This window comes from uncultured Eudoraea sp., from assembly GCF_947258525.1.
Classification (GTDB): domain Bacteria; phylum Bacteroidota; class Bacteroidia; order Flavobacteriales; family Flavobacteriaceae; genus Eudoraea.
This window is the reverse complement of the sequence record NZ_CAMYIP010000214.1, coordinates 17,026-41,198: the sequence shown is the minus strand read 5'-3', so window position 1 is coordinate 41,198 and position 24,173 is coordinate 17,026. Positions and strand designations below refer to the sequence as shown.

At 39.6% G+C, this 24,173-nt stretch carries 17 protein-coding genes; 7 read left to right on the top strand and 10 right to left on the bottom strand.

Going from position 1 to position 24,173, the window contains the following annotated elements; genetic code table 11:
- The coding region (locus Q0X89_RS16625) for a molybdopterin cofactor-binding domain-containing protein (RefSeq protein WP_297696260.1) at positions 1-1,116 on the top strand (1,116 nt) is incomplete at its 5' end.
- Here Q0X89_RS16625 and Q0X89_RS16620 read toward each other — a convergent pair.
- Complete coding sequence (locus Q0X89_RS16620; protein WP_297696262.1) at positions 1,113-4,490, bottom strand: ThuA domain-containing protein; 3,378 nt, start codon at positions 4,488-4,490, stop codon at positions 1,113-1,115. The genes Q0X89_RS16625 and Q0X89_RS16620 overlap by 4 nt on opposite strands.
- Positions 4,491-4,909: 419 nt before the next feature.
- Here Q0X89_RS16620 and Q0X89_RS16615 point away from each other — a divergent pair, with 419 nt between their 5' ends.
- From Q0X89_RS16615 to Q0X89_RS16600, 4 genes are all read left to right on the top strand, one after another.
- Positions 4,910-6,337, top strand: a complete 1,428-nt coding sequence (locus Q0X89_RS16615) for an NAD(P)/FAD-dependent oxidoreductase (protein ID WP_297696258.1) — start codon at positions 4,910-4,912, stop codon at positions 6,335-6,337.
- Between the two features lie 17 nt (positions 6,338-6,354).
- On the top strand, positions 6,355-7,314 hold the full coding sequence (locus Q0X89_RS16610; RefSeq protein ID WP_297696256.1) for a polysaccharide deacetylase family protein: 960 nt from the start codon (positions 6,355-6,357) through the stop codon (positions 7,312-7,314).
- A gap of 79 nt (positions 7,315-7,393) precedes the next feature.
- Positions 7,394-8,482, top strand: coding sequence for a glycosyltransferase family 2 protein (locus Q0X89_RS16605; protein WP_297696254.1), 1,089 nt, complete (start codon positions 7,394-7,396; stop codon positions 8,480-8,482).
- Between the two features lie 4 nt (positions 8,483-8,486).
- Complete coding sequence (locus tag Q0X89_RS16600) at positions 8,487-9,755, top strand: glycosyltransferase family 39 protein (RefSeq protein WP_297696252.1); 1,269 nt, start codon at positions 8,487-8,489, stop codon at positions 9,753-9,755.
- Between the two features lie 54 nt (positions 9,756-9,809).
- On the opposite strand, the gene Q0X89_RS16595 is transcribed toward Q0X89_RS16600, so the two are convergent.
- From Q0X89_RS16595 to Q0X89_RS16570, 6 genes are all read right to left on the bottom strand, one after another.
- Complete coding sequence (locus Q0X89_RS16595) at positions 9,810-10,841, bottom strand: heparin lyase I family protein (protein ID WP_297696250.1); 1,032 nt, start codon at positions 10,839-10,841, stop codon at positions 9,810-9,812.
- A gap of 273 nt (positions 10,842-11,114) precedes the next feature.
- Positions 11,115-12,212, bottom strand: coding sequence for a glycosyltransferase (locus Q0X89_RS16590; protein ID WP_297696248.1), 1,098 nt, complete (start codon positions 12,210-12,212; stop codon positions 11,115-11,117).
- Between the two features lie 88 nt (positions 12,213-12,300).
- Positions 12,301-13,359: an NAD-dependent epimerase/dehydratase family protein gene (locus Q0X89_RS16585; protein WP_297696247.1), complete on the bottom strand. Its 1,059-nt coding sequence runs from the start codon at positions 13,357-13,359 to the stop codon at positions 12,301-12,303.
- The gene (locus Q0X89_RS16580; protein WP_297696245.1) at positions 13,356-14,633 is read right to left on the bottom strand and encodes a glycosyltransferase; all 1,278 of its coding nucleotides are present in this window, start codon (positions 14,631-14,633) and stop codon (positions 13,356-13,358) included. Before Q0X89_RS16580 ends, Q0X89_RS16585 begins: the two co-directional genes overlap by 4 nt.
- 42 nt (positions 14,634-14,675) lie before the next feature.
- The gene (gene asnB / locus Q0X89_RS16575) at positions 14,676-16,556 is read right to left on the bottom strand and encodes an asparagine synthase (glutamine-hydrolyzing) (protein ID WP_297696243.1); all 1,881 of its coding nucleotides are present in this window, start codon (positions 16,554-16,556) and stop codon (positions 14,676-14,678) included.
- Positions 16,557-16,804: 248 nt separating this feature from the next.
- On the bottom strand, positions 16,805-17,932 hold the full coding sequence (locus tag Q0X89_RS16570) for a glycosyltransferase family 4 protein (RefSeq protein WP_297696241.1): 1,128 nt from the start codon (positions 17,930-17,932) through the stop codon (positions 16,805-16,807).
- 286 nt (positions 17,933-18,218) lie between these two features.
- On the opposite strand from Q0X89_RS16570, the gene Q0X89_RS16565 reads away from it, so the two are divergent.
- Complete coding sequence (locus Q0X89_RS16565) at positions 18,219-18,929, top strand: hypothetical protein (protein WP_297696239.1); 711 nt, start codon at positions 18,219-18,221, stop codon at positions 18,927-18,929.
- 60 nt (positions 18,930-18,989) lie between these two features.
- The gene (locus tag Q0X89_RS16560; RefSeq protein ID WP_297696237.1) at positions 18,990-20,111 is read left to right on the top strand and encodes a glycosyltransferase family 4 protein; all 1,122 of its coding nucleotides are present in this window, start codon (positions 18,990-18,992) and stop codon (positions 20,109-20,111) included.
- Positions 20,112-20,141: 30 nt separating this feature from the next.
- Here the strand turns inward: Q0X89_RS16560 and Q0X89_RS16555 are convergent, their stop codons facing one another.
- The 3 genes from Q0X89_RS16555 to Q0X89_RS16545 all read right to left on the bottom strand — a co-directional run bounded on the left by Q0X89_RS16555 (position 20,142) and on the right by Q0X89_RS16545 (position 24,170).
- Positions 20,142-21,224, bottom strand: a complete 1,083-nt coding sequence (locus Q0X89_RS16555) for a glycosyltransferase (protein WP_297696235.1) — start codon at positions 21,222-21,224, stop codon at positions 20,142-20,144.
- A gap of 223 nt (positions 21,225-21,447) precedes the next feature.
- Positions 21,448-22,821 (bottom strand): MATE family efflux transporter, encoded by a 1,374-nt coding sequence (locus Q0X89_RS16550; protein ID WP_297696233.1) that lies wholly within the window; start codon positions 22,819-22,821, stop codon positions 21,448-21,450.
- A 32-nt stretch (positions 22,822-22,853) separates the two neighbouring features.
- Entirely contained in the window at positions 22,854-24,170 is a 1,317-nt protein-coding gene (locus Q0X89_RS16545) for an O-antigen ligase (RefSeq protein WP_297696231.1), read from the bottom strand.
- Positions 24,171-24,173: the final 3 nt, after the last annotated feature.

The following is a 24,173-nucleotide window of genomic DNA, read 5'->3' as shown; positions in this document are numbered from 1 at the left end:
TATGTCGAAGGAGACAAGGCCACAGTGATCCTCTCCACTCAAGTAATTGGCATTACGCGTAAGGAAGTGGCCAAACGCCTGGACCTGGAATTGGAAGCTGTTAATGTCATTCCCACATATCTCGGAGGAGGCTTTGGCAGGCGCTTGCATACACCACATGCAGTTCAGGCTGCCGTGATGTCCAGAGCTGTTGGGAAACCTATTAAATATTATTTCTCACGACAGGAGGAATTTCAACACGATATGTTCAGACCACCAACACATCATATTGTGAGGGGTAAAGTAAGTGAAACAGGCCAATTACAGGGATTTGAGCACCATTTTGTGAGTGGTGATGTAGCGAATAATTCCGCCTTGATGCCTAAAGTACTCCCTGGCATCATCGGTGCAGATATTGGCGCTGTCAGAGGTGGTATGATCCAATATACCGAGATCCCAAATTATCGGGCAGTATATTGGCATGTAGATCTGCCTTTCGCTACAAGTTGGTGGCGCAGCCTGGGGTTATTGGCCAATACCTTTGCCATTGAAAGCACCATAGACGAGCTGGCATTGCAAGCAAAACGTGATGTTATTGAATTCCGAATGGAAAACCTTGGGGAAGACCCAATGAGTGTGCGTTTAAAATCTGTTATTGAAGCTGCAGCAGATAAGGCTGGTTATACTGAAGAAATTAAAAATGGCAGAGCAATGGGGCTAGCTTCTTCAATTGATGCCGGAACGCCATGCGCACAGGTAGCAGAAGTCTCTATTGTAGATGGAGAAATTAAAGTACACAAAGTAACCGTAGCCATGGATCCCGGGATTGCCGTGAATCCAGACCAGGTTCGGGCGCAATGCGAGGGTTGCGTTATCATGGGAATGAGTGCATCCATGTTTGAAGAAATGACGGTAGTTAACGGATCCCTCCAGCCCATCATTTATGGCCCTTACCGTATGGCATTGATGAAGCATGCACCCAAAGAGATCGATGTGGTTTTATTGCAAGGCATAGATAAACCCGGTCCCGTAGGGGAGCCGCCACTTGGGCCTATAGCGGCAGCAATTGGGAATGCGTTAAGGCGACTCACAGGGAAGCGGTTGACAAGGATGCCTTTGAATTTATCACAAGCCTAGTTCTTCACTGGAGCATTTAGAAATTCGAGTGTATTTACGGCGGTTAGCATGGCTCCTTCATCTACTTCATCATTCTTGAAGATGAAATAGACATCTTGCTTCCCTTGAACTTCTTTAGTAAGATTGGCAGCAATTGCTTTCATGTCCATATCGGCCAAAGCCACTTCTATAGTAAAAGTACCTATCAGATCGCCTTCCAGGCCACCAAGCCTCACTTCTACTTGCCCACCTTTAACAAAGGCCGATGTAACGGCGAAAGTTCCGGATACAGCTTTAACACCACTCAGGTCCAGATCTTTGAACATCAGATAAGAATCTTTCAGCCCAATTACAATGCCCATATCTTCGACTAGTCCGGGTACCATATCCGGCGTAATGGTCATTTTAGAGGCAGAGCCTTCATCGTACGATTCTGCTTCTACCATGGGGTGCTTGAGCATAAAGGAATTCTGTGCTGTAAGCGGCTCAATTTCACCTCCTCCGTTATCAGTATAACTGGCAGTGAAAATATAAGTCCCATGGCTTTTAGTTTCCAGATGATCAGCACTGGTAAAGCTACCTTGGGTTGGTTGACTCTCTTCTTGTGCACCCGATGGGCCATACAAGGAAAGAATATATTCTACCATTTGCCTGGATTCGGCTTCTGAAATACTGGGATGTGCTGCCATAGCCGTTTCCCCCCAATTTCCTGCACCGCCATTCCTGATCTTTTCAGAAAGCATCCCTGGCGCAGTTTCCTGACCGGCGTATCTTTCTGCGATCGCATAATAAGAGGGGCCTATGGAGCTATCTTTTTCTTTGTGACATGCCAGGCAGTCTGAGCCTTCAATCAGGAACTTCCCGATATTTGAATATGCGACATTGGCCATGTCTGCGTGTGTCTTCGCGCCTATTATATTATCACTTCCCTGTGGCAGGTAATTGTATGAAACGGTCACACGTGAGGGGTCTAAACTGCCTTCAGAAAGGCTGCCATCTTCCTCATCCTGCACATTAACCTTATATTGGATATCTAATTGCTTATCCGGCCAATAAAAGCTGCTATTGCCATTAACGATCTCCCAAGATATCTCAGGTAATTCATTGCCAACTAATATTTCTGTCTCTGTAAGGTCTGTGATCCCGGCATCGTCCGTAACTTCTAACAAAACCTTGTATCTGCCTGATTCATTAAAGGTATAGCTAGGATTCATCTCAGTTGATTCGGCCCCAGAATCGCCAAAATCCCATTTGTATGTTAAAGGATCCCCGTCATAATCAATAGAATTCCGCCCTTCAAATTGCACGGTTAATGGAAGACCCCCAATAGTTTGATCCGCGGTAATTTGAGCCAGCGGTGCCCTGTTTCCTTTTACGAATTCTATTCGTGATAAACTTGCATCTGGATTCTGGGTAAACCATCCGGTTCCGTACTCAAGTAAATATAAGGCCCCGTCAGGACCAAAGACCAGATCAATAGGATTGTATAATTTCATATTTGGAACGATCTGTGTCATTTTGCTGAATGCACCATTGTCGTCCATGGCAACTGCAAAGATCCAGCCCCGCATCCAATCATAGGCCAGTAATTTTCCATTAAAGTATTCAGGCCAATTATGGCCGCTATCTTCGTAATCATCACTGTAATATATGGGCCCTGCCATAGCATTTCTGCTACCTGAACCCAAAGCTGGAAACTCTTCCGAAGTACTATATGGGTAATAGATCATCGCCGGTTGCGCCGGAGGCAACTCCTTTAGTCCGGTATTATTCGGAGATTGATTGAGGGGTTTTAGAGAATCAAAGACCGGACCGGTAGTTTGCGCAGCAAAGTCCCTCGTATTATAGGCCTTGTTATTTGCGATAAAATGTGGCCAGCCAAAATTTCCAGCTTGCCTTGCCTGGTTAATTTCGTCATATCCTTTTAGACCTAGATTGAGCGAATCAGAATTGGCATCGGGACCTATCTCACCCCAATAGAGATAATTGGTCTTTGAATCGATAGAAAAGCGATAGGGATTACGATTTCCCATCACGTAAATTTCTGGGCGGGTCTGAGCTGTTCCTTTCGGGAAGAGATTGCCGTCTGGTATGCTGTAGGTGCCGTCGTCTTCCGGTTTTATACGAAGGATTTTTCCTCTTAGATCATTTGTATTTGCACTCGATTTTTGAGCGTCCCAAGGACTGCGGCCTTCCCGTGTATCAATAGGCGCAAAACCGTCTGAGGCATGCGGGTTGGTATTATCGCCCGTAGATAAATACAAATACCCATCCGGTCCAAATTCTAAAGATCCTGCAGAATGACAGCACTCCTCTCGTTGAGTAGGTACTTTGAGCAAGATCTTTTCTGAATCGGGAAGTAAATTAAAGCCAAATAGATCAAACCGCGACAAGTGTTGCACGTCTTCATCAGGATTCGAATAGTATAAATAAACCCAATTATTATCTGAATAATTCGGGTCGATAGCAAGGCCAAGTAAACCGTCTTCAAGTCCTGAAAATACGTTAAGAGTTGTAATTAATGAGTCGTTCTTTTCCTTTATATCATATATATGGACACCGCCTCTTCTTTCTATGTATAGGATTTTATTTTCGTTAATGAAATCCAGTTCCATAGGTTCATATAAATTCTGAATGAATGTGACTTTGCTAAACCTATTTTCTTCGGGAACCAATTCGGCATAAGCCTTACTATAATCCACAGGCATTCCTAACCCAATTGCATATTTGATACCTCCCAAAAGGTGATTGATATAGAGCGGATCTTTGAACTGTTCTATCGTATGCCCCAGTGCGGTGTAAAAAGACCTTCCCCCGTCGTATTCCTTATACCATGCCATAGGGTGAAAGCTCCCATTAGTACCTCCTTCGTAAGTGGTCTCATCGATAGTCATCAATACCTGGTTATTAGGGTCCAAAGATTTGAAATTGTAAAATTCATCATGGATCTTCCAGGTTGTCGGGAGGTGTTCTGTTGAAATATGATTGGAATTTGTCACTTGGATAACTCCATCCTGTACATTCGGATTATTAGGATGACTTTCAAAATAAGCGCCGACAAGTTCCCCGTACCAGGGCCATCCATATTCCGTATCTGTAGCGGCATGTACACCGACAAATCCACCCCCGGCCTGTATAAATCTTTCAAACTGACTTTGCTGGACGGGATCCAAAACATCGCCGGTTGTATTTAAAAAGACTACGGCCATGAAGTCCTTTAAATTCTCTTCATTGAAAAATTGGGGATCTTCCGTAGCTACAACCGTGAACCCATTTTCTGCACCAAGTTGTTCAATGGTCTTAATCCCTTTTTCAATAGAATCATGCCGGTAAACCTCTGTTTTCGAAAAAACAAGGACTTTTACTTCGGCTGGTCTAAAAAGGAAATATCCAATAATGGCAATTATGCCAACAAGGATCCCTAGTCCGAGGAGGAATTTTTTAAGCTACTTTTTCATACTAAATACGGGTTTTGTAGGGCTTTCAAAATAAATTTGAGAAAGATACATTTATTTGTTGAATCTAAAGAAGCATATCTTGTCAACAATTGATTTTAATGATCTCAGCGGTGGTTATCCGAAACAAATTGTTAATCAATGCATTACACACGATACTTGAGTCTTTCACCTATTTTTTTTTAATTCTTTTCTAGCTGTCAATAATTTAGTTTTTAAACTCTAATAATTTAATTGACCTTGCAGACCATTAGGGCGCAAAAGTAAGATCGTAAAGGTAATCAGGGAATTGATGAATGGAATATTCGACTTATGGGTAGCTTTGTTATCAGACTATGACGGGTCAATTAAAAAGAAATATGAAAGAGGCAGATGGCACAAAGGAGGCTGGGGACTTGATTCAAATTAAGTCGGACAATACTTTGGATAATGGGTCAATTAATGGATCAATGAAAAAGGAGAAAGACTTAAAAATAGGGGTAATAGGTGCTGGTTTGATGGGTCTTACTCTTGCCTATCGTATTTCGAAATCGAATGCTACAGTAAAAGTTATTGAACGGGATTCACAACCAGGAGGGTTATCTACTTATTTTAACTACGGTAAATTTATTTGGGATAAATTCTACCATGTTATCGTTCCCACCGATGGAAGTTTAATTGGATTGATCGAAGAGATCGGCCTGGGTTCTAAATTGAATTTTACACGTGCCTTAACTGGTTATTATGTAAATAAGTCTTTTTACTCTTTGAATGGCCCTAAGGATTATTTGCTTTTCCCCTTGCTTAATATTTGGGATAAAATGAGATTGGCATATACCATTTTTTATGGCTCACGTATTAAAAACTGGAAAAAACTAGAGCAAGTACACTTAAAGGATTGGTTGGTTAAAATGGGAGGCCAGAAAAACTTCAATAAATTCTGGGCACCACTTTTACTAGCCAAATTAGGAGAGAACTACAAAAGAGTATCAGGGGTATTTATCTGGACCTATATCAAGAGATTATTCAAAGCAAGGGAATACCCCGTTGAGAAAGATTATATGGGATATGTCACAGGAGGGTATAAAACTGTTTTTGACAAGTTGGAGCAGCTTCTCAATGAGAATAATTCCAGTTTGCTTTTAGATACTGTAGTTACCAGTATTGAACCCGCGGAAGGAGGAGGTATTAACGTGCATTATGGAGAGTCAGTCGAGTATTTTGATAAAGTCGTTTTTACAGCACCTCTCAATGTTTTAGAGAAAGTTACAGATCCTCGTTTATGCGAAGTTGTTAGACATGAGCGAGCCATAGAATACATGGGTGTCGTTTGTCTCGTATTAACAACTCATAAGGCACTCACACCATACTATATTTTAAATATTAGTGATACCCAATCTCCGTTCACTGGGGTAATTGGGATAAGCACGCTGGTAGATCAGGAGCAAACCTCAGGGCTTCAGCTTACTTATTTTCCAAAATATATACCTGCTGATCATGCTTTTTGGTCTAAGTCGGACTCCGAATTAAAAGCCATATTTTTAGAGGGTGTTAAAGATCTTTATCCCGATTTTGACGAATCGGATATCGTATCTGCCCACATAAACAGGGCATTTAAAGTGCAGCCTTTACAGGTCTTGAATTATTCCGAAATAATCCCTAAAACACATACTAAACATCCAGATTTTTACGTACTTAACACCTCACAATTCGTTAATGATTCAGTCAACAATAACTCAGTTGTTACGCATGTAAATTCATTCATAGATGAATATAAACATGAATTTCAGGCAGTTAATAAAAAATAAACCAAACTCGTATTAGGATGTCAAAACCTATTGCCAGCCTTTCCCTGGACTTGGACAACCAGTGGTCTTATATGAAGAACCACGGGGTAGACGGTTGGGAAAATCATCCTTCATACTTAGAAATAATTGTTCCTCATATACTTAGTTTACTTGAGGAATTAAAGCTAAAGATCACATTCTTTATCGTGGGTCAGGACGCTGTTTATGAGCATAATAAGCCATTTATCAGAATGTTGGCGGAGTCCGGCCACAACATTGCAAATCATTCTTTCAAACACGAAACATTCCTGCACCTGTATTCCAAAGAGGAATTAATTGAGGAAATCAATCAATCGCATGAGATTATAACATCAGTAAGTGGTAAAGAACCCAAAGGATTCAGGGGGCCTGGGTTTAGTTGGAATGAAACGCTATTAGAGATCCTGGCCGATAAAGGATATACCTTTGACGCTTCTACTTTTCCTACAAGTATTGGACCCCTAGCCCGTATGTATTATTTCAGAACGGCAAATCTAACGATGGAGGAAAGGAAGGAAAGAAAGGAACTATTTGGAAAATTTTCGGATGCCTTCAGGTTGCTACGGCCTTATTTTTGGAATTTGAAAAATGATCGGCAATTACTTGAAATGCCGGTCACCACAATGCCATTATTCAGAACTCCTATGCATATGACGTACTTGATGTATCTGAGTTCTATATCCAAAAATTTAATGCTGCTGTATCTGACATGTGCTGTTTATTTATGTAAGCTGACCCGAACTAGGCCTAGTTTTTTATTACATCCATTAGACCTGATCGGTGGCGATAAGGTAAAGGGGTTGGATACCTTCCCGGGAATGAATATTTCGAGTGAAGAAAAAGAGATAATATTTAAGAAAGTAATGTCGGTGCTTCAGAAGCACTTTACATTAGTTACTATGGAAGAACACGCTTCCACAGTATTGAATAATGCCAAACTAAAGTATATAACACCATAAGTAAGGTAAGGCTATAGGTAAGAAAAACATTGCCTATTATACCCAAAAAGACAGCGAAAATTTTATAATATAGAGAGAAATGGAAACGGCACAAAAACCACATGAGAAGGCCAATACAGTTAGGGAGGGTTCAACCAAACCTTCAGTGACAGTCTTATTGCCCGCATTTAATGAAGCCAGTATAATTACTGAATGCTTAACTATTCTAGCGAATAAATTGAGTCTGCTGGATCAGAAATACGATTGGGATATACTAATTGTTAATGACGGCAGTAGTGATGATACGGGATCCCTGGCAGAAGAATTCGCAAAATCACGAACTAATGTTTCCGTATATCATAATATCGTCAATCAGAATTTGGGCGGCGCATTGAGACGCGGATTCAAAGAGGCTGAAGGCCAGTATATAGTCGTATTGGATATTGATCTTAGTTTTGGACCTGAACATGTAGAAAAATTGATGGACGCAGCGATTAAAGAAGATGCTGATGTTGTAATTGCCTCGCCCTATATGAAAGGAGGTAAGACTACAAAAGTACCTTTTCACAGGCTTTTGTTAAGTAAAGGCCTTAATAAATTAATGCGACATACATCGGGCATAAACTTGCACAGTTTTACGGGTATGGCTCGTGCTTATCGAAGGGAGTTTCTTGACACCTTAAACTTAAAAACCAACAATTATTCTATCAATCCAGAAATCATTCATAAGACCGAAATATTAAGAGGGCGCATCATTGAGATCCCCGCACACCTGGATTGGACTTATCAAGTGGAATATGGGCAAAACAGGACATCCAGTGTTCGCATCTTTAAGGGTATAATGAATGGACTTATGTCTAGTTTTATATTCAGGCCCTATGGGTTATTTATGATGGTTGGATTGATATTGTTGTTTCTATCACTTTACATGATAGCATGGATATTTTACCATGTATACGCGATTTATCCTGAAGTACAGGTGGCAAATGAATTTTTTGACGATCGATTCACAGAGGCGGTGTCTCAGGTTTATAATAAGAGGCCCCATGCTTTCCTTATCGGTGGATTTACTTTTGTAACAGCCATACAATTTTTAGGCCTTGGATTTATTTCGCTTCAGAAAAAGCGGTATTTTGATGAGTTATTTCATCTGAATTCAGCTATTCTGAAGCGCACTAAAGACTCATAGTTAAATGAAGGAATATTTCTCCGGAAATCGAAGTGTATGGTGGATATTTATTCCACTATTCCTGTTTTACTTTTTGATCATCCTGATTTTTAGTGCTGATACCTTGAGGGGTGATGAAACTCGGCATATGCACTATGCCGTGAATTTGACAAACGGCTTTTATACTTCCCCAGATGATCCGGAATTAATTAATGGTCCTGGTTATCCATTGGTGCTAGCAGCATTTCTATTGACCAAAGCTTCAAAAATGGTCATGATTTTGGCAAATGCCGTATTCATGATTTTGGCTGTTGTCCTTTTTTATAAAGTAGTATCTCTCTTTTTAAAGCCAAAACAAGCTTTGCTCCTGAGTTTAATATTTGGATTGTATCCGCCTTCCCTAAAGTGGATGGTTTATTTATATTCAGAATCATTGGCCATCTTCCTAGCATGCGGTTTTCTTTATTTCTTTTTTCAGGTACACAACCAAGAACAAAAGCGTAAACGAAATATGGCAAAGGCTGCTATATTTTTAGGACTTCTCACGCTCACCAAGGTGATATTTGGGTATGTCATTATTACAGCATTACTGTTTTATCTATTGGTTTACCTTTTTACAAGATCTAAAAAGGCCCTGGCCGGTATATGGGTACTGATTGGTGCATTTTTTGTTTGCTTGCCTTATTTGATTTATACACATTCACTGACGGGAGAACCCTTGTATTGGGGTAGTGGAGGAGGCGAAATATTGTACTGGAGATCATCACCTTATCCCAATGAATATGGGGATTGGATAAGTACGGATGTAGTTTTTGGTAAACGGACTGATGATTATTTTGATACAAGCAATATTGTGGAGAATCACAGACCTTATTTTGAAAGTATTCAGTCATATACGCATATTCAACGGGATAAGCTGCTTAAAGAAAAAGCCATTGAGAACATAAAAGAATACCCATTAAAGTATATGCAAAACACACTGGCAAGCGGACTCCGGTTATTCTTCAATTACCCTTATTCCCATACACAACAGAAAATGGCATCTTATGTCTATATAGTGCCAAATGGACTCTTGCTACTTCTTTTGTTACTATCTGCATATCTCGGAATAAGAAGGCCTTCCTTTCTCCCTTTTGAAATACGCTTTATTGGGTTTGTAGCACTTGTTTTCATTGGGGGACTTGTAATGGCCAATGGCATGATCAGGCATCTGCTGACTATTTTTCCTTTACTGTTGATTTTTATCGGATTTGTGCTTTCCAGGGGTATCCGGATCACATTAATTCCGGAGTGAACTAACTATATTATCTAAGATCGATAGGTGCTTGGATAAATAAGGATCTAACACTTATTGCGGACTAACTTCGAAGTAAGAGTTTTTCCCATAGTTGACATCTCCCGGTTTTCTCGTTATCATCCTGATGGCCCCTAGATAAGTCTCCAATTGTGTTATTCCCTGGTTTAATGATTTTTGCACTCTTGCCTCCTCTTTCCAGGGCCATTTGTAAATACCCCACTTGGCATTACCTCCCCATGGAGCATCAGAAGTAACGGTAGCAATTTGTTCATCATAGACCACCTCATTATTAATCCAAACCTGCAAAAGGCCATTTGAGTGATCGCCCCATATAACATGTATTACTACATCAATTGTCTGGCCTGCTTGGGGAGTAATTCCGGTGCTTGCATATTTCTTATCACCAGTTCCTGCCTTGTTCACCACATAAATTTCACCGGCAGCATGACCATTAAATTGATCTCCGTGAATCACTTCCAAGCTGATTTGTGGGCCCCCACTTGCTGTTCCTGGATACACCTGGAAAAACTTCCATTGATTATTTTGATCAATTATATAAGTATCGCCAAATTCATAGCTCCAGCCAAACCATTCTTCAGTTCCCAATTCATTGCGCACCTGCCAGGGAGCAGTTCTTACTTCCGCACGCATATTGAAGTTATTGGAACACCAGGAACCAATTTCTGGGCCCAGGGGATTAACTCGAAATCTTAGTTTATTGCCTGATTTAGTTACTTGTTGCTCATAACATTCGGAATCTATAACGAGTTCTTTGTTACTGAATGAAACTCCTTTACTATTCGTATAAACTGGAAGGGTAATATCTTCCCAACACCATACTTTTAACCCGGTATCGCCAGCACGACCACCATTAGTTACACACTCCTGGCTTTCCACTTGATCTTCGTCATTGGAATCGGATGCTTCCGAACTATAGTCTATAGTCTGATCATTGGATTCATCAGCTATTTGCTCTTGTTCTGCAGATGCCGGATTATCGGAATAATCATTTGCGTCGTAAACTTCGCAGGATATAAATTGAATAATAAATAGAAAAAAGACACTTATCATTAGGGATTTCATGCCATGCAGTTTTAGGATCTGTCACTTCCTTCACTAACTTTTTGCGACAGATGTAGGTTAAGTTCTAATTACATGTCCAGTATGCTAATAGCAACTGGTTTTGGGCAATCTATCTATATTGGTTGTTGGTCGATGCTGTTATAAGGTTAATGGCCTTAATTTAGTTGCTTTGGGACAAGACAACTTTCGGACCATTATTCAGCATGTTTATTAAACGTTTAAATCATAAAAATGTTGTTTTATTGAGGGTGATTTTAAAGATAAGACTTAATGTCAATAAGTACGCTGATACAGTTCAATATAAGCTTTGGTCATTTCTGCTAAATTGAACTTCTCGGCTACAGTTTCACGGCCTTTGCGCCCCATTGTACGAGCTTCTTCTATATTTTCAAGTAAATAGTGTATTTCATTCGCCAAATCCAAGGCAGAATGGGATGGAATTAATATGCCTGAAATACCATGTTCAATTATTTCGGGAGTACCACCTCCTTTTGTCGCAATAACAGGCTTTTCTAAGGCCATGTACTCAAGAATAACGTTCGATATACCTTCGCCATGAATATGTGAATTTGTCGACAATACACCAATGTCAAGGATGTTAATCACAGATTCTACATCGGTTCGAATACCCGGAAATATAAAATTTGACCTGTACTTTGACGGAACCATTTGCAGGTGTTTCCCCAATTCAGGTCCCTCACCTACGGCCAGGAAGGTTACATCGGACCTTTTGCCAAGTATTTTTATTCCAGCTTTGATAAAGGTCTCAAAGTCTTTTCTTTCAGAGAAACTTCCTATCATACCAACTACCTTGGGAGTTTGAACCTTGAGTTCATTTTTTAACTCAGATCCCTGTTTGAGATTTGAGATCCTATTACTATCAAACCCATTATAAATACAAATGGCCTTATGTTTAGGCACTTTATATGCATTTAACCCTGCTTTTGAGTTGCTTACTATGAAAGATGAAAAGGGATAAGTTAATCGAGCCCGAAATAAACGCTTGTCAAAAAAGGACAATCCTTCAGGCGCATCCATTATATTTCCGTTGATCAGGGAGATGCCTAATAGTTTTGCAGTTGGGATAGCCCAAATGGCAGACATAGTTCCCCAACAGTGGATTAAATCCGGCCCCAATTTCTTGCAAAGCTTATAGAACCGAACGAAAACCATTGGATTCTTCTTGGGCACCCGTTTTAAGATAGTGATGGGAATATCCAGATCATGGATCTCTGGATAGGCAATTGTTTCTGAAAAGACTACAAGATTCAGTTCAATTTCCGGATATCGCTTCAGGCCTTTGACAAGTTCTATTAACCTCCGTTCCATCCCGCCACGGGCAAGGCTATCTACAGCGAGTAAAATCTTCATTGAGGTGTGTTTCATCGATCCGGTATCTTAACGAAAAATCGAATAGCCATCCCACGACTTCCCATTAGCAACACTAATATATCAGCAATTAGCTATTTATGGCAGAATTCACCATTTCTTTCAATATCCTATCCATATTATAATCGTATTCAAAATCGGGGTAATGGGCTCTGAATTTTCTAATATCTGAGACATACCAGATATGATCTCCTGCACGTGCTTTGTCTGAAAGCGTATAAGGAACTCTTTTACCACATATCTCCTCGATCTTATTTATCGCCTCTAACATGGAAATATTAGAATATCTGGATCCTCCCATGTTATATACTTCACCGCCTCTTGGATTTTGGCAGTACAACCAAAAGGCTTTAATTAAGTCGGAACTATGGATATTATCCCGCACTTGCTTCCCTTTATACCCAAAGATTGTATAAGGTTTCTGATGGATCGCACACTTGATCAAATACGCTAAAAAGCCATGTAATTCTGCTCCCTGGTGAGCGGGACCTGTTAGACAACCCCCACGAAATGCAACTGTTTTCATTCCGAAATATTTGCCGTATTCCTGGACAAGCACATCTGCAGCCAATTTGCTTGCACCGAAGAGACTGTGTTTGGATTGATCCACTGACATATGTTCATCTATGCCATGTTCAAAATAGGGGTGACCTTCTTCAGGCTCCCATCTGTATTCTAACTCTCTAAGAGGCAGTCCGTTGGGCGTATCTCCATATACTTTGTTAGTACTGGTAAAAATGAAGGAAGCATCGGGGCAGTAGATCCTCGTCAATTCCAACAAGTTTAAAGTCCCGGTGGCATTAACGGAAAAATCAGTCAATGGCTCTTTGGCGGCCCAATCATGAGAAGGTTGTGCAGCTGTGTGGATGATCACTTTGATATCTGAACTATACGTTGAAAATAGAGTTTCCAATTTGTCGTAATTCCGGATATCTATTCTGTGACTTTTAAAATTAGCCAAGCTAGCGTTCAATTGATCTTCTACCTCTAAGGTACTTGCTTCTTCACCAAAGAAATAGCTTCTCATATCATTGTCAATGCCGATCACAGAAAATCCTTGCCTATCCCAAAACTTACAGGCTTCACTACCGATTAATCCTGAGGAACCTGTTATTATTGCTATCTTCATTTGTTGTTTTTACTATGTGCTACCCCCGCTTTATTTGAAATAGTATTATTGTCATTTATTTTCGAAGTAAAATTGCCCAATAGCTCCAGCATTCTGCCTCCATGCTGGGTATAATCAAAATTTTCCAGCCCCATTTGCCGCCCGTTAATACCGATGGAAGCCGAATTCTCAGGATCGGTTAATATGAACTGCATCTTTTGGGCATAGGATTCCTTTTCAAAGTCTTCCGCAATAAGCGCAGTTTTACCATCTATAAAATCGTAATGAGCTATTTCCCCAAAAGCTGTGGTAATCACAGGGCGTCCGGATGCCAGATATTCACCAATTTTGTGAGGAAACCTTGCTGCATCCTGCACGGTTGGCCTAAGGGGTATCAATAAAGCCGATGCTTTCGCATATAAACTCGGAATTTGATCATGAGGTACGTTCGTTACAAGATTGATGTGATCCTTATTTCGCGCGGACGCTATGCGATCGACAATTTTTGATATTTGCCCTTCTTTACCACCCAGAACAAGTTTCAGGTAGACATCATCGCGATTTATATTCAAATGATCGAATGCTTCGATTACAAAATCGACCAGTTCGAAGTAAGATGCTGCCCCGCAATACAGGAATTCAGTCCCATTTTTGTTCTTGGGATAATACTGAAATTTCTCAAAATCACATAAAATGGGAAGTTTTAGGCAGGGTTTATTGGGCGAGATATGCATGTAGTATTCCATCAGTTTTTCGCTGATAGGGAAAGCGCCATCTACTAATCGAAGGAATAAATTGTCGTATATGTAATCATTTGTCTTTTTTAATATCGAATCCCTTTGCTTCATTGATGAGGCCAATTCTACGAAATTCAATACAATTGGAAATCCAATAACCCATGAAACAAGGCGATATCGGATCAGGTGAAAGCTACTCATGGTAGATAAAAAACCAATATCAAGTTTCCCTTGTTTCTTAAGTGAACCTAAATAGACAAATTCCCTATAAATACCCCTAAGCTTTTCCATATTTCGCTTGAAAAAACTCTTTGGCCTGTAGATACTTTTAGAGGTGTATATGTAATCAATTTCTTTGTACGTACCCCTTAAAGGAAAATCATCTTGCGCACCTCTTTCCCAAACGCCTTTCCTGCATACAACTTGTGTGGCACATCCTGCATGGACCAAAGCTCTGGCCATTAAGGTCATTCTTTGGATAGCGGCAAGCCCTAGGGGGAATCCAGCTTCTCCCAGAAATACTATATGTGGTTCGTTACTATTGTTTTCCTTTTCCAAAATCTGATTTATGACTTATTATTGGTTACTGGGTCTAATTTTTCATACCGATGCAAGTGTCGATGTATGCTGAGTTGTCAACCATTGATCCAAAAATATTAAGGACCAGATCTTGCGACTAAAATCGCGCATGCCATTATTATGATCGTGAATTATTTTTCGAACATAAGTTGGATCCAAATATTCGTACAACGGACTATTTGTTGATAAAAGTCGATCATTAACATATTCTTTAAGGTCCTCTTTGAACCAAAGTTCCAAGGGAACGCTAAAACCTTGTTTCTTGTGTGAAATAATGGAAGGAGGTAGCAGATCCTTCATGGCTTCTTTAAAAATGTACTTACTCGTCTTACCTTTTAGTTTCAGCTTTGCAGGTATATTGAATGTCAATTCGGCAAATTCATGATCCAGCAAGGGTACTCTGACTTCCAGGGAATTCTGCATACTTGCACGGTCAACTTTTGTCAGTATATCATCTACCATATAGGTTTGCATGTCCATACGCTGCATATTGAACAAATAGTTTGACGAATTACCATTCGTATAGAAGTAAACCTTTTGTTGTTCTGCTGGTGACGCTTTAAGCATTTCCCAGCATTCTTTTCTAAATAGTTGCTGGCGTTCATGAAGCTGCCATATTGAATGGTAGGCGGGAGCGCTGCTTTTAGGTTTGGAGAGATAATAGGTAGCTCCTTTGCCTTTTACGCCGTTTGGTATAATGTCGTGAAGTCCCCCCCATAGATAGCGGCTTAAGGACGAGGGAAGAATATTGTACTTATGTATCCTTTTAAATTTCAAATGATGATGATATCCCAGGAATAATTCGTCACCTCCGTCACCAGACAAGGCCACTGTCACATTTTCCCTGGCAAATTTTGACACATAATATGTGGGTATAGCTGAGGAATCCGCAAAGGGTTCATCATAGGCATCTATTAAATCGGGTAAGAGGCTTACGGATTCTGGTTCTACAATTAGTTCGTGATGTTCTGTTTGATATTTGGCAGCTACCTCCCGTGCATATTTTAATTCATTAAACCTGGCTTCCTTAAATCCAATTGAAAATGTCTTTACAGGAGAGGAAGAATGCTGGGCCATAAGCGCAACTACGGAGCTGGAATCTATTCCACCACTGAGAAAGGCTCCCAATGGAACATCACTCATTAAATGGGATTTGACTGTTTCTGAAAGCTTTTCCCTTAGCAATTCACTCCATTCACTTTCTGATTTGCTGTAGTCCGGTTCATAATTTGCATGCCAATATTTGGAAACTTGTATGTGGCCATTGTCTTTTAATAGCAGACTGTGCGCTGGCTTTAACTTATGGATATTTTGAAAAATTGTGCCGTCCTGAGCGGAATAACCAAAGGCTAGGTAATAGTCAAGAGAAAAGATAGACAAGTCCATGGAATTCTTACTCTGACTCATAATGCATTTCATTTCCGATCCAAATAGAAAGGTATCCTTTTCAAGACAGTAAAAAAATGGCTTTATGCCAAAGCGATCCCTCGCACAAAAAAGACTATTCTCATTTTCATCCCATATGGCAAATGCAAACATACCCCTCAGATGGGATACACAATCTACCCCGTATTCTTCATATGCGTGGACAATAGTTTCTGTGTCTGATTTAGTCTTAAACTCGTGCCCCTTTTGGATAAGGGATTTTCGCAATTCGTTGTGGTTATAGATCTCACCATTAAAGACTATCCAGATTGTGCCATCCTCATTCGATAACGGCTGATGGCCTTTTTCCAGGTCAATGATACTTAATCTGCGGAATCCGAGCCCTACATTCTTTTTTAAATATTGACCACAATCATCCGGCCCCCTATGACGAATTAAATTAGTCATAGTGAGGAGATCATCTTTCCGGACGGGTCTGTCCCGATCAAAATGAATTTTACCGCATATTCCGCACATATTTCTCGTTTGGCTACTAGGATATTAGAAGATGCAAAATAATCTAAAAACTAGCAGTTTACACAGGAATTCGCACTAATAAAATTCAAGAAACGATGAAGTGATCTAAATTGAGGTTTAAGATGTATTCAATACTTTATTTAGAGTTAATTAGCTAGTCGTGATAGACACTAACAAAAGGCATCGATTTATACTCACATGAACCTAATGGAATATAAGGCAAGGGGTAGGTGTCTGATGTAAATTAATTACCTTTTTGCTAACAATTGCTCATAAAGTGCTCCGTACTTTTGTGCAACTACTGCGCTGGAATATTCACTGATGACCCGTTTTTTTGCACGTAATGACATCTCTATCATTTTCGAAGTATTGGTCATGGCCCAGGAGAATTTATCTGCTAAATCGGTACTGTTATTCGCTTCAAAATAAAGAACTTCATCCAAGGCAAAAACTTCAGTGTTTTCCGGAATATCACTGCAAATAATAGGTGTAGTTCCCCTACATGCTACCTCAAGCAGCATGAGAGACAAGCCTTCGGTCAGGGATGGAAAAATGAAAAAATGGGATCTGTCTATAAGCCCCATTAGTGTTTCTTTGCTATCAATGTAGCACAAAAACGACACATCCAATCCTTCGGCTAATTTGTTAATTGATCTCATATACGCTTTAGCGTGTGATTCCTGACCTGCAATGACGACTTTACCCTTGTAATCAATTAAATGAAGTGCTTCGAGTAACGTATGACAGCCTTTGGTGGCCATAATCCTTCGGGCGGCAAAGAAAATGAACGGTTCCTCACCACTAATATCATGTTGTTTTAATAGCTCTGCTATTGGAGGAACTTGCTCATTCGTATTGATATTTACACCATTCGGGATATAGTGTACATTTTTAGCATATCGTTGCATATAAACCTTGGCTAAGGGATTAGAAACAGAGGTGCGTACCGTTGAGCCATAGATGAAAAATTGCTCCATAAGACGCATATAGGCCTTTCCGAGAAAATTCCACTTATCGCGTAAATATGGAGCTTCCTGAGAGGTGGCTATGACCTTGGCTTTTAGCCTTAATAGCGGAATAAAGATGGCGCTATCTGTCTTATGTACATGGATCACATCATATTTCTTTGAAAAAAGAATATGCAAACAGCACAAGAAATAATATAAGAAGACCCCAACTTCTTTTAGTGGGATTCTAGGTAATTGTATTGCCCTGACATTTTCCAAATGGGTTTTAGCATGCTCGTCATTATAACAATAAACTGTGATGCTGTATTTCAACTGGAGTTCTTTGGCAATATTTTCAGCTATTCTACTTGAACCTCCTTGAGAGGGAAAGTATTTAATTCCGAAAAAAGCTATTCTCTTAGTATTCATCAATCGCTTGTAAAGCGGTCAAAACTACCTAATATTATTGGTTTTCGCCCAAATTTTGGCACCAGTTACATCTATGCCCGATATATGGCCCCACAGAGCACTAACGGAAGTACGAACAGCTGTTGCTTACCTCCATAAATTCTCTTAGTTTAGTCATTCGACCTAGGTCGATCTCCCTTAAGCATTTTACCTAAATGAGCTATGTGGGTGGCTGCCTATTATTTAATTCTAATCTTTCCTAGTCTAAAAGAGGATTATTAATGTACATTTTGATCAGATCCAAACAATGAAAAAATTATTAGATGAACTTTTAACTGATATTAGAAGCCTGTCCAGGAAGGAGCATATGATCTATTGGATTATCCCCCTCATTGTTTTGGGTATTTGTTTGATATTCTATTTTTCAGAAATACCAGCTTTGGTATCCATTATTTGCCCACCTGGAAATTGGGAATGGGGAGTCGTTGAGAATTTACAACTACTAATTATTCTGGGTATTTGTATTGTTGCTTTTAAAGGAATGACCAGGAAAAAGGATCTTTTATTGAAATGGGGTTTTGGGCTGACTGCGCTCTTTGCCATTTTTGTGCTCTTAGAGGAAATGGATTATGGGGAACATTTCGCACAACTGATTATGGGGGTAGAGGAGGTATTTTCCGAAAAGTTCATTCCCATAGATAACCTCCATAATAGAGGGAATAATGCAAAAATATTTAAGAGGTCTATCTACTTAGTTATGTTATTGATCTTTATTATAGCCCCATTTATCAAGCCCAGGATAAAGAACCGGCACTTACGTTATTTAATTCCCCGTCCCAGTATTGTAATTGTCGCTGCCCTAACCATAGTTGCCGATCTTTTGCCTCGATTCATAGTCCTATTTCAATGGCGTAAAGATGGGGAGATATATGGCTATCTTGTAGACAAATGCAGTATGCTGAACACGAGATTAAGACTTCAAAAATATTCACACAAAGCACTGATTTACAGAAGTTAATAATAAGAACATTAATTTCTGTTTACAATTTTTTTATTCCTTACAATCCAAACCCGAGAAATGAAAGTTATTCTAGTTGGTGATTATCCGAAAGATGATAAAATTCAAACCGGAGTTCAAGGGGTATTAGTAAGTCTGACCGATGAATTGCTCAGGCATGATGAAATAGATCTTATCATTGTTTCCCTTTCGGAAGGGACCTTTCTTGAGAAGTATCACGGAAAATGTACCATTCGTAAAGTAAACCTGAGATCTTCGATACTCAAGGCTAGACGCGAATTTAGATCGATAGTTTTGGATGAGGATCCGGACATCATCCATCTTCAGGGCGTGGTGCCTGGCTGCCTACTTTATTCCAGAAAATTCAAAGATATGTTTGTGGTGACACAGCACGCTATTTTGCGCAAGGAACGGCTATGGCAGGTGTCACTTTTTCGCAAGATCAAATTTTTTATTAAGGGGATTGTAGAGCGCTATTATTTGAGTAAAATTCAGAATATAATCTTTATCTCGGATTATAATAAAGAGCTGTATAAACGTGGCTTGAATACTCATATTTCCGTCTATCACGCTACCATTCCCAATCCGGTAAATAGACTTTTTGAAACAGGAGAGCAGAATACAAAATCCCCGTGGAATAGCGAGCTTTATTTTGTTGGAGAATTAAAAAAACGCAAGGGACTCCATGTATTAATTCAAGCCTTAGCTCAATTAAAAGAGGGCAATTATAACTTTAAACTCCATGTGATTGGGGGATTTAAAGAAATGGCGTATAAGAAGTATATTAATGCTCTGATCGAGGAAAAGGAACTCGCTGCTGAAATCCATTTTTGTGGATGGAAAGATACCTCCGAGATCATTACGTATACGAAAGAGATACCCATATTTGTTTTACCTTCCTTTCAGGAGACCTTGCCTTTGAGTGTTGCTGAGGCGATGACCCTGGGTAAATTGGTCATAGCAAGTGATGTTGGCGGGACAGATGAAATGATAAAGGACGGCAGGTCGGGGTATTTGTTCAAACCTGGTGATTTTGAAGGACTTACCGAAATTCTGTCGGTTGTTTTCAATAATATGGAAGCGCAAAAGGTACTAATGTCTGCTGCGAAAAAAGAAAGTAGCAAATACTCGATAGAAACAATAGTGGAGCAAACATTAAACTTCTATAGGACCATCATCTAACAAGGGGTAAATTGGACAGTTTGATTCAAGTTACTTGCTGGCAAGCTGATTAAAAATGTTTATCAAATCGGAACATATTTTCTCTCCGTCATTGCGAACTTTTGCCAGTTCCCGAGCCTTTTCACCCATAATTTGAGCGCGTTCTGGATTTCTATATATATCTAAAATGGCGCCCGCTAATGCGTAGGGATCGTTGTTTTGAACCAATAGACCTTCCTTGCCGTCGGTCAATAAACTAGGAGTTCCGCCTACGTTAGTCGCAATCACAGGCATGCCTAACAACATTGCCTCCTGAACAGCGTTCGGACTGTTTTCAATATGTGAAGGATGAACATACAAATTCGCCGAAATCAGTTCTTGAACGACTTCCTGGCTGGACTTAAGTCCCAAAAATTTCACCATGGACACCATTGAGGAAGATACCCTTGCTCTTTCTAGGGCTGTTTTTACATAGGCGGTATCACCAGAAATACCAATAATTCTCCATTCAATTTTGAGAGGTGTTCTATTTACAAGTAATTTCAATGCTTCAAAAATAGTTTCTAATCCTTTGTACACATTATTTTGAATGGTAGTAGTGATAACAAACTTCTCACTTTCACGTCTCCCCTTCCATATTGATTTATGAAATGGCATTCGCATGGGTTCATCACAATGATAATAGTTTGCCTGAGGTGCCATTGTGCTCACTACACGACGATCCCAGTCAGTTCGCCCAATAAAATTTTCAGCCCCACGGAAAATTTGTTTTTCTCGCTTTACCAGTTGTTTAAAATGCAAGTAGCGATGAAACAATGAATCGCCTTTTAAAACGTCTTTAAACTTCTCATTCAAAAGAGTCTTGTAGATAGGGATTCCAATTTTATACATGCGATGGTAGACAGTAAGATTCCCTTGGAACCATATTAGTGTTGGAACTTCTAATTGCGGAATAAGCAATGCATAGTCTGATTCTGTCCCAAAAAACAATATTACATCTGGCCGAAATTCGTCTACAATAGCCAAATAACTATCAAGTGGTTTTCTAGAGGGTCGACCGCCGGTTATACGGTTTATCCATCGATTAAATTTACTATATGGGTGTCTTGGTACAACAAAATACCTTGTTGTCATTGAATCTGAGCGGAACCCATGACCAGTTCCTTGAACACAATTCCAAGCTCAATTTCTGAATGCATTGAGATAAGCTGTTCAAGCGACTCGATCCAACTACCGCCCACAGTCAACTTTCCAGATTTAGCTGCTGGAGGCTGGGAATTAGTAAACCAGAGTACGCGCATTTATTCTTTTATTAGTTCAAAGATGGCAATTATTATATTCTCTATTAAAATCAGGCTCATTGGTTCCAAATCCCTCTGGCAGCCCCAGAAGTTATTTTCTTGAATTGTATCGGAGCGATTAAGGGACCATATGCAATGCAAATGATACTTGCAATGATCACGCCGCTAGATCCTAATTCTAGGCCACTGGCAAAAAAATAGGATAAGGGAATGTTTATTATTGCTCCGATCGATCCCAAAATCATTTGAAGTTTTATTTTCCCAACACCATTAATGAATACAACAAATATATTCCCCCACGCAAGGATATTAACATACAGGCAAATGAGTATAGAAAGCACAAAGGGAACCTCTATTTCAGGTACCCAAATGTGATAAAATGTCGGGGAGATGGTTAACATGACTGCGCTTAAGGCCACAAGCGCCGCCCAAATTTTAATAAGTTTTTTGTTAGTTGAATATATCCAATCCATGTCTTTATTTACATAGGCCTCAGTATATGCAGACCAGAAAGGGACAGAAACAATGGCAAAAGCGGCAGTAATTAAACCAAAATACTTGTGTGCCACGGCATATGCGGGCACTTCAGCCGGCCCTAGAACCTGGGCAATAATAATATTATCGGTCGAAAAAATTACAATGGCGGAGATCTGTATGATAAAAAACCGCACACCTAAGTTCATCAATTCCTTAAATTGAGGAATACTGATATGTCTAAATGATGGTGAGATTGAACGATATCTTCCCCTGAACATATAGATGCTTGAAATTGTCAGAATAACCAATGGACAGAGTCCAAGTGCTAAGGCCAAATACAACAATGAACCTTGAGTTGTTTGTGTCAAAACGAACACAATTACAAGAGCGGTTAAATTACTCAGCAAATTATAGAATCCGGAATTCGCAGGTCGTTGGTCTGCTAGATAGATCGAATAGATCAATTTTAAAACAAAATTGATACAGAAGAAAGAGAAAGTTGCCAAGGCAATTAAACGGAGTTGATCCGCATCAACAGTGTCTGTGTTCAAAATTGCTTGCCAATCAAGTAAGGGCTGTACCAGGAAAAAAAGCAGTAAAACAACAAGAAATATCACCCCGAGGATGGCATAGGTTGAACTTACGAATATCCTTGCCTTTTCCATATCTTTATTGGCAAAGGCAACAGCGAGCTTGTTTCTCAGACCATGGCCCAAACCTATATCAAAAAAGCTGAACCATGCAACTATAGAATAGAGCGTTAACCAAATCCCATATTGTTCTTTCTGAACATATTCTATGGTTAATGGAACCATCAGAAATCCAATCAAAAGACTCATTCCTTTAATAAGAAAAGAAGCCAGGATGTGTTTTTTAGCCTGCACAGACCTTTTATGACCCTTATATATCATATCCAGGATCTTGTTTTTAATATGTGAGATGGTTTTTAGCAATATTGTTGATTTCAGATTGGGCAGGGTAGGGGCTAGTATTCTAAGGCTGATTGAGCTCCTTTTTTTCTATTAGTTACAAGGTGCGGAATTTCCTGGGTTTCAGAATACAAATGATTGGAAAAAATAAAAGCTAGTATCAAGCCAGGGTAGAACAGATCCAGTTCAACAAGGGTAAGGTTTGCAATGAAAAAGGCTAAAATGGCATAAAAGCCTCCCCAGTAATTTGAAAATTTGGCCCTTCTCCACAAGCGTTTTAATAGGGAATAGGTAAATCCCAAATACAACAATCCACCCACTAAACCATGATAGTAAAATAGCTTTAAATAACCTACATGAATTTGCGAACTGCGGCCTTCGATCAATCTTAGCATTTTGGAGGTATCAATTCCTCCTGTACCTAAAATTGGATTGTCTGGAAAGACCTCTAAAAATACTTCAACGGCTAATAGTCGTGTAGAAGCACTGTTGGAAAGCAATCTATCCTGCGTAAAGCGCTGGAGATCTATCCCCGAAATATAAGCGATGACCGCAATAAATAAAATAAGTGTTATGCCATAGACTAAATATTTAATTGAATTAGAGATTTTATTTTTCTGTGTCCAAAAATATTGACTTCCAACAACGACAAAGTTTAACATGATCCATCTGGCACTTGACAGGAAACTTACCATTGCTGCAGCCATAACATATAAAGCTAGTTTTGCTTTGTTCTTAGTTTTATATGCCAACAACAAGCTAAAAATGGCTATAGTGTCTATGCCAACTGAGATCTCATTTATGTATGAAAATATTGAGGTTCGATATCCCTTAAAAAGCCTCGAAACACTGTTCGTAGACTCATCGGGATTAGAGCTGTAGTATTCACCTATTCGTTCATAGGATAATCCCTGTATCAGGTACTTACTTTTTGTAAAGAACAGAGGGTCGAAAATTTGAATAACCGACACTGTAGCTGCTAAAACTAAAATAACGCCCAGGGCTTTAGCAGATAATGCGATCCACTTTGACGGAAAACTAATGTTTTCAATTATTAGAAGTGCCAAGAACGTATAGATATGGAGATTGGTATAGAAATATTTTTGAACCCCCATTTCATCCTCCAAATCGGTAAGTAGCATTCCTGATATTATCGTATAGGCGGTAAAGAGGCCGTAGAATATCAAATAGTTAGGTATTATAAGATTTGTCCCAGCCCGATAGATTTGCAATATAGTATGCAACATAAAAAGAAAACAGATCACGCCAAAGACATAATGAGGTACCATTTCGGCACCAGCAGATACTAAATAGGAAAATATCGGGTATAGTATCAGTAGAAGAAAAAAGATAAGTTTCGGTAGATTCTTCATATT

Excerpts from the sequence above, each read along its gene's own strand:
- Q0X89_RS16560 (WP_297696237.1), top strand. The coding sequence starts at position 18,990 with ATGAAAGTTATTCTAGTTGGTGATTATCCGAAAGATGATAAAATTCAA.
- Q0X89_RS16565 (WP_297696239.1), top strand. The coding sequence starts at position 18,219 with ATGAAAAAATTATTAGATGAACTTTTAACTGATATTAGAAGCCTGTCC.
- Q0X89_RS16605 (WP_297696254.1), top strand. The coding sequence starts at position 7,394 with ATGGAAACGGCACAAAAACCACATGAGAAGGCCAATACAGTTAGGGAG.
- Q0X89_RS16615 (WP_297696258.1), top strand. The coding sequence starts at position 4,910 with ATGAAAGAGGCAGATGGCACAAAGGAGGCTGGGGACTTGATTCAAATT.
- Q0X89_RS16545 (WP_297696231.1), bottom strand. The coding sequence starts at position 24,170 with ATGAAGAATCTACCGAAACTTATCTTTTTTCTTCTACTGATACTATAC.
- Q0X89_RS16595 (WP_297696250.1), bottom strand. The coding sequence starts at position 10,841 with ATGAAATCCCTAATGATAAGTGTCTTTTTTCTATTTATTATTCAATTT.
- Q0X89_RS16590 (WP_297696248.1), bottom strand. The coding sequence starts at position 12,212 with ATGAAGATTTTACTCGCTGTAGATAGCCTTGCCCGTGGCGGGATGGAA.
- asnB (WP_297696243.1), bottom strand. The coding sequence starts at position 16,556 with ATGTGCGGAATATGCGGTAAAATTCATTTTGATCGGGACAGACCCGTC.
- Q0X89_RS16610 (WP_297696256.1), top strand. The coding sequence starts at position 6,355 with ATGTCAAAACCTATTGCCAGCCTTTCCCTGGACTTGGACAACCAGTGG.
- Q0X89_RS16570 (WP_297696241.1), bottom strand. The coding sequence starts at position 17,932 with ATGAATACTAAGAGAATAGCTTTTTTCGGAATTAAATACTTTCCCTCT.
- Q0X89_RS16600 (WP_297696252.1), top strand. The coding sequence starts at position 8,487 with ATGAAGGAATATTTCTCCGGAAATCGAAGTGTATGGTGGATATTTATT.
- Q0X89_RS16555 (WP_297696235.1), bottom strand. The coding sequence starts at position 21,224 with ATGACAACAAGGTATTTTGTTGTACCAAGACACCCATATAGTAAATTT.
- Q0X89_RS16585 (WP_297696247.1), bottom strand. The coding sequence starts at position 13,359 with ATGAAGATAGCAATAATAACAGGTTCCTCAGGATTAATCGGTAGTGAA.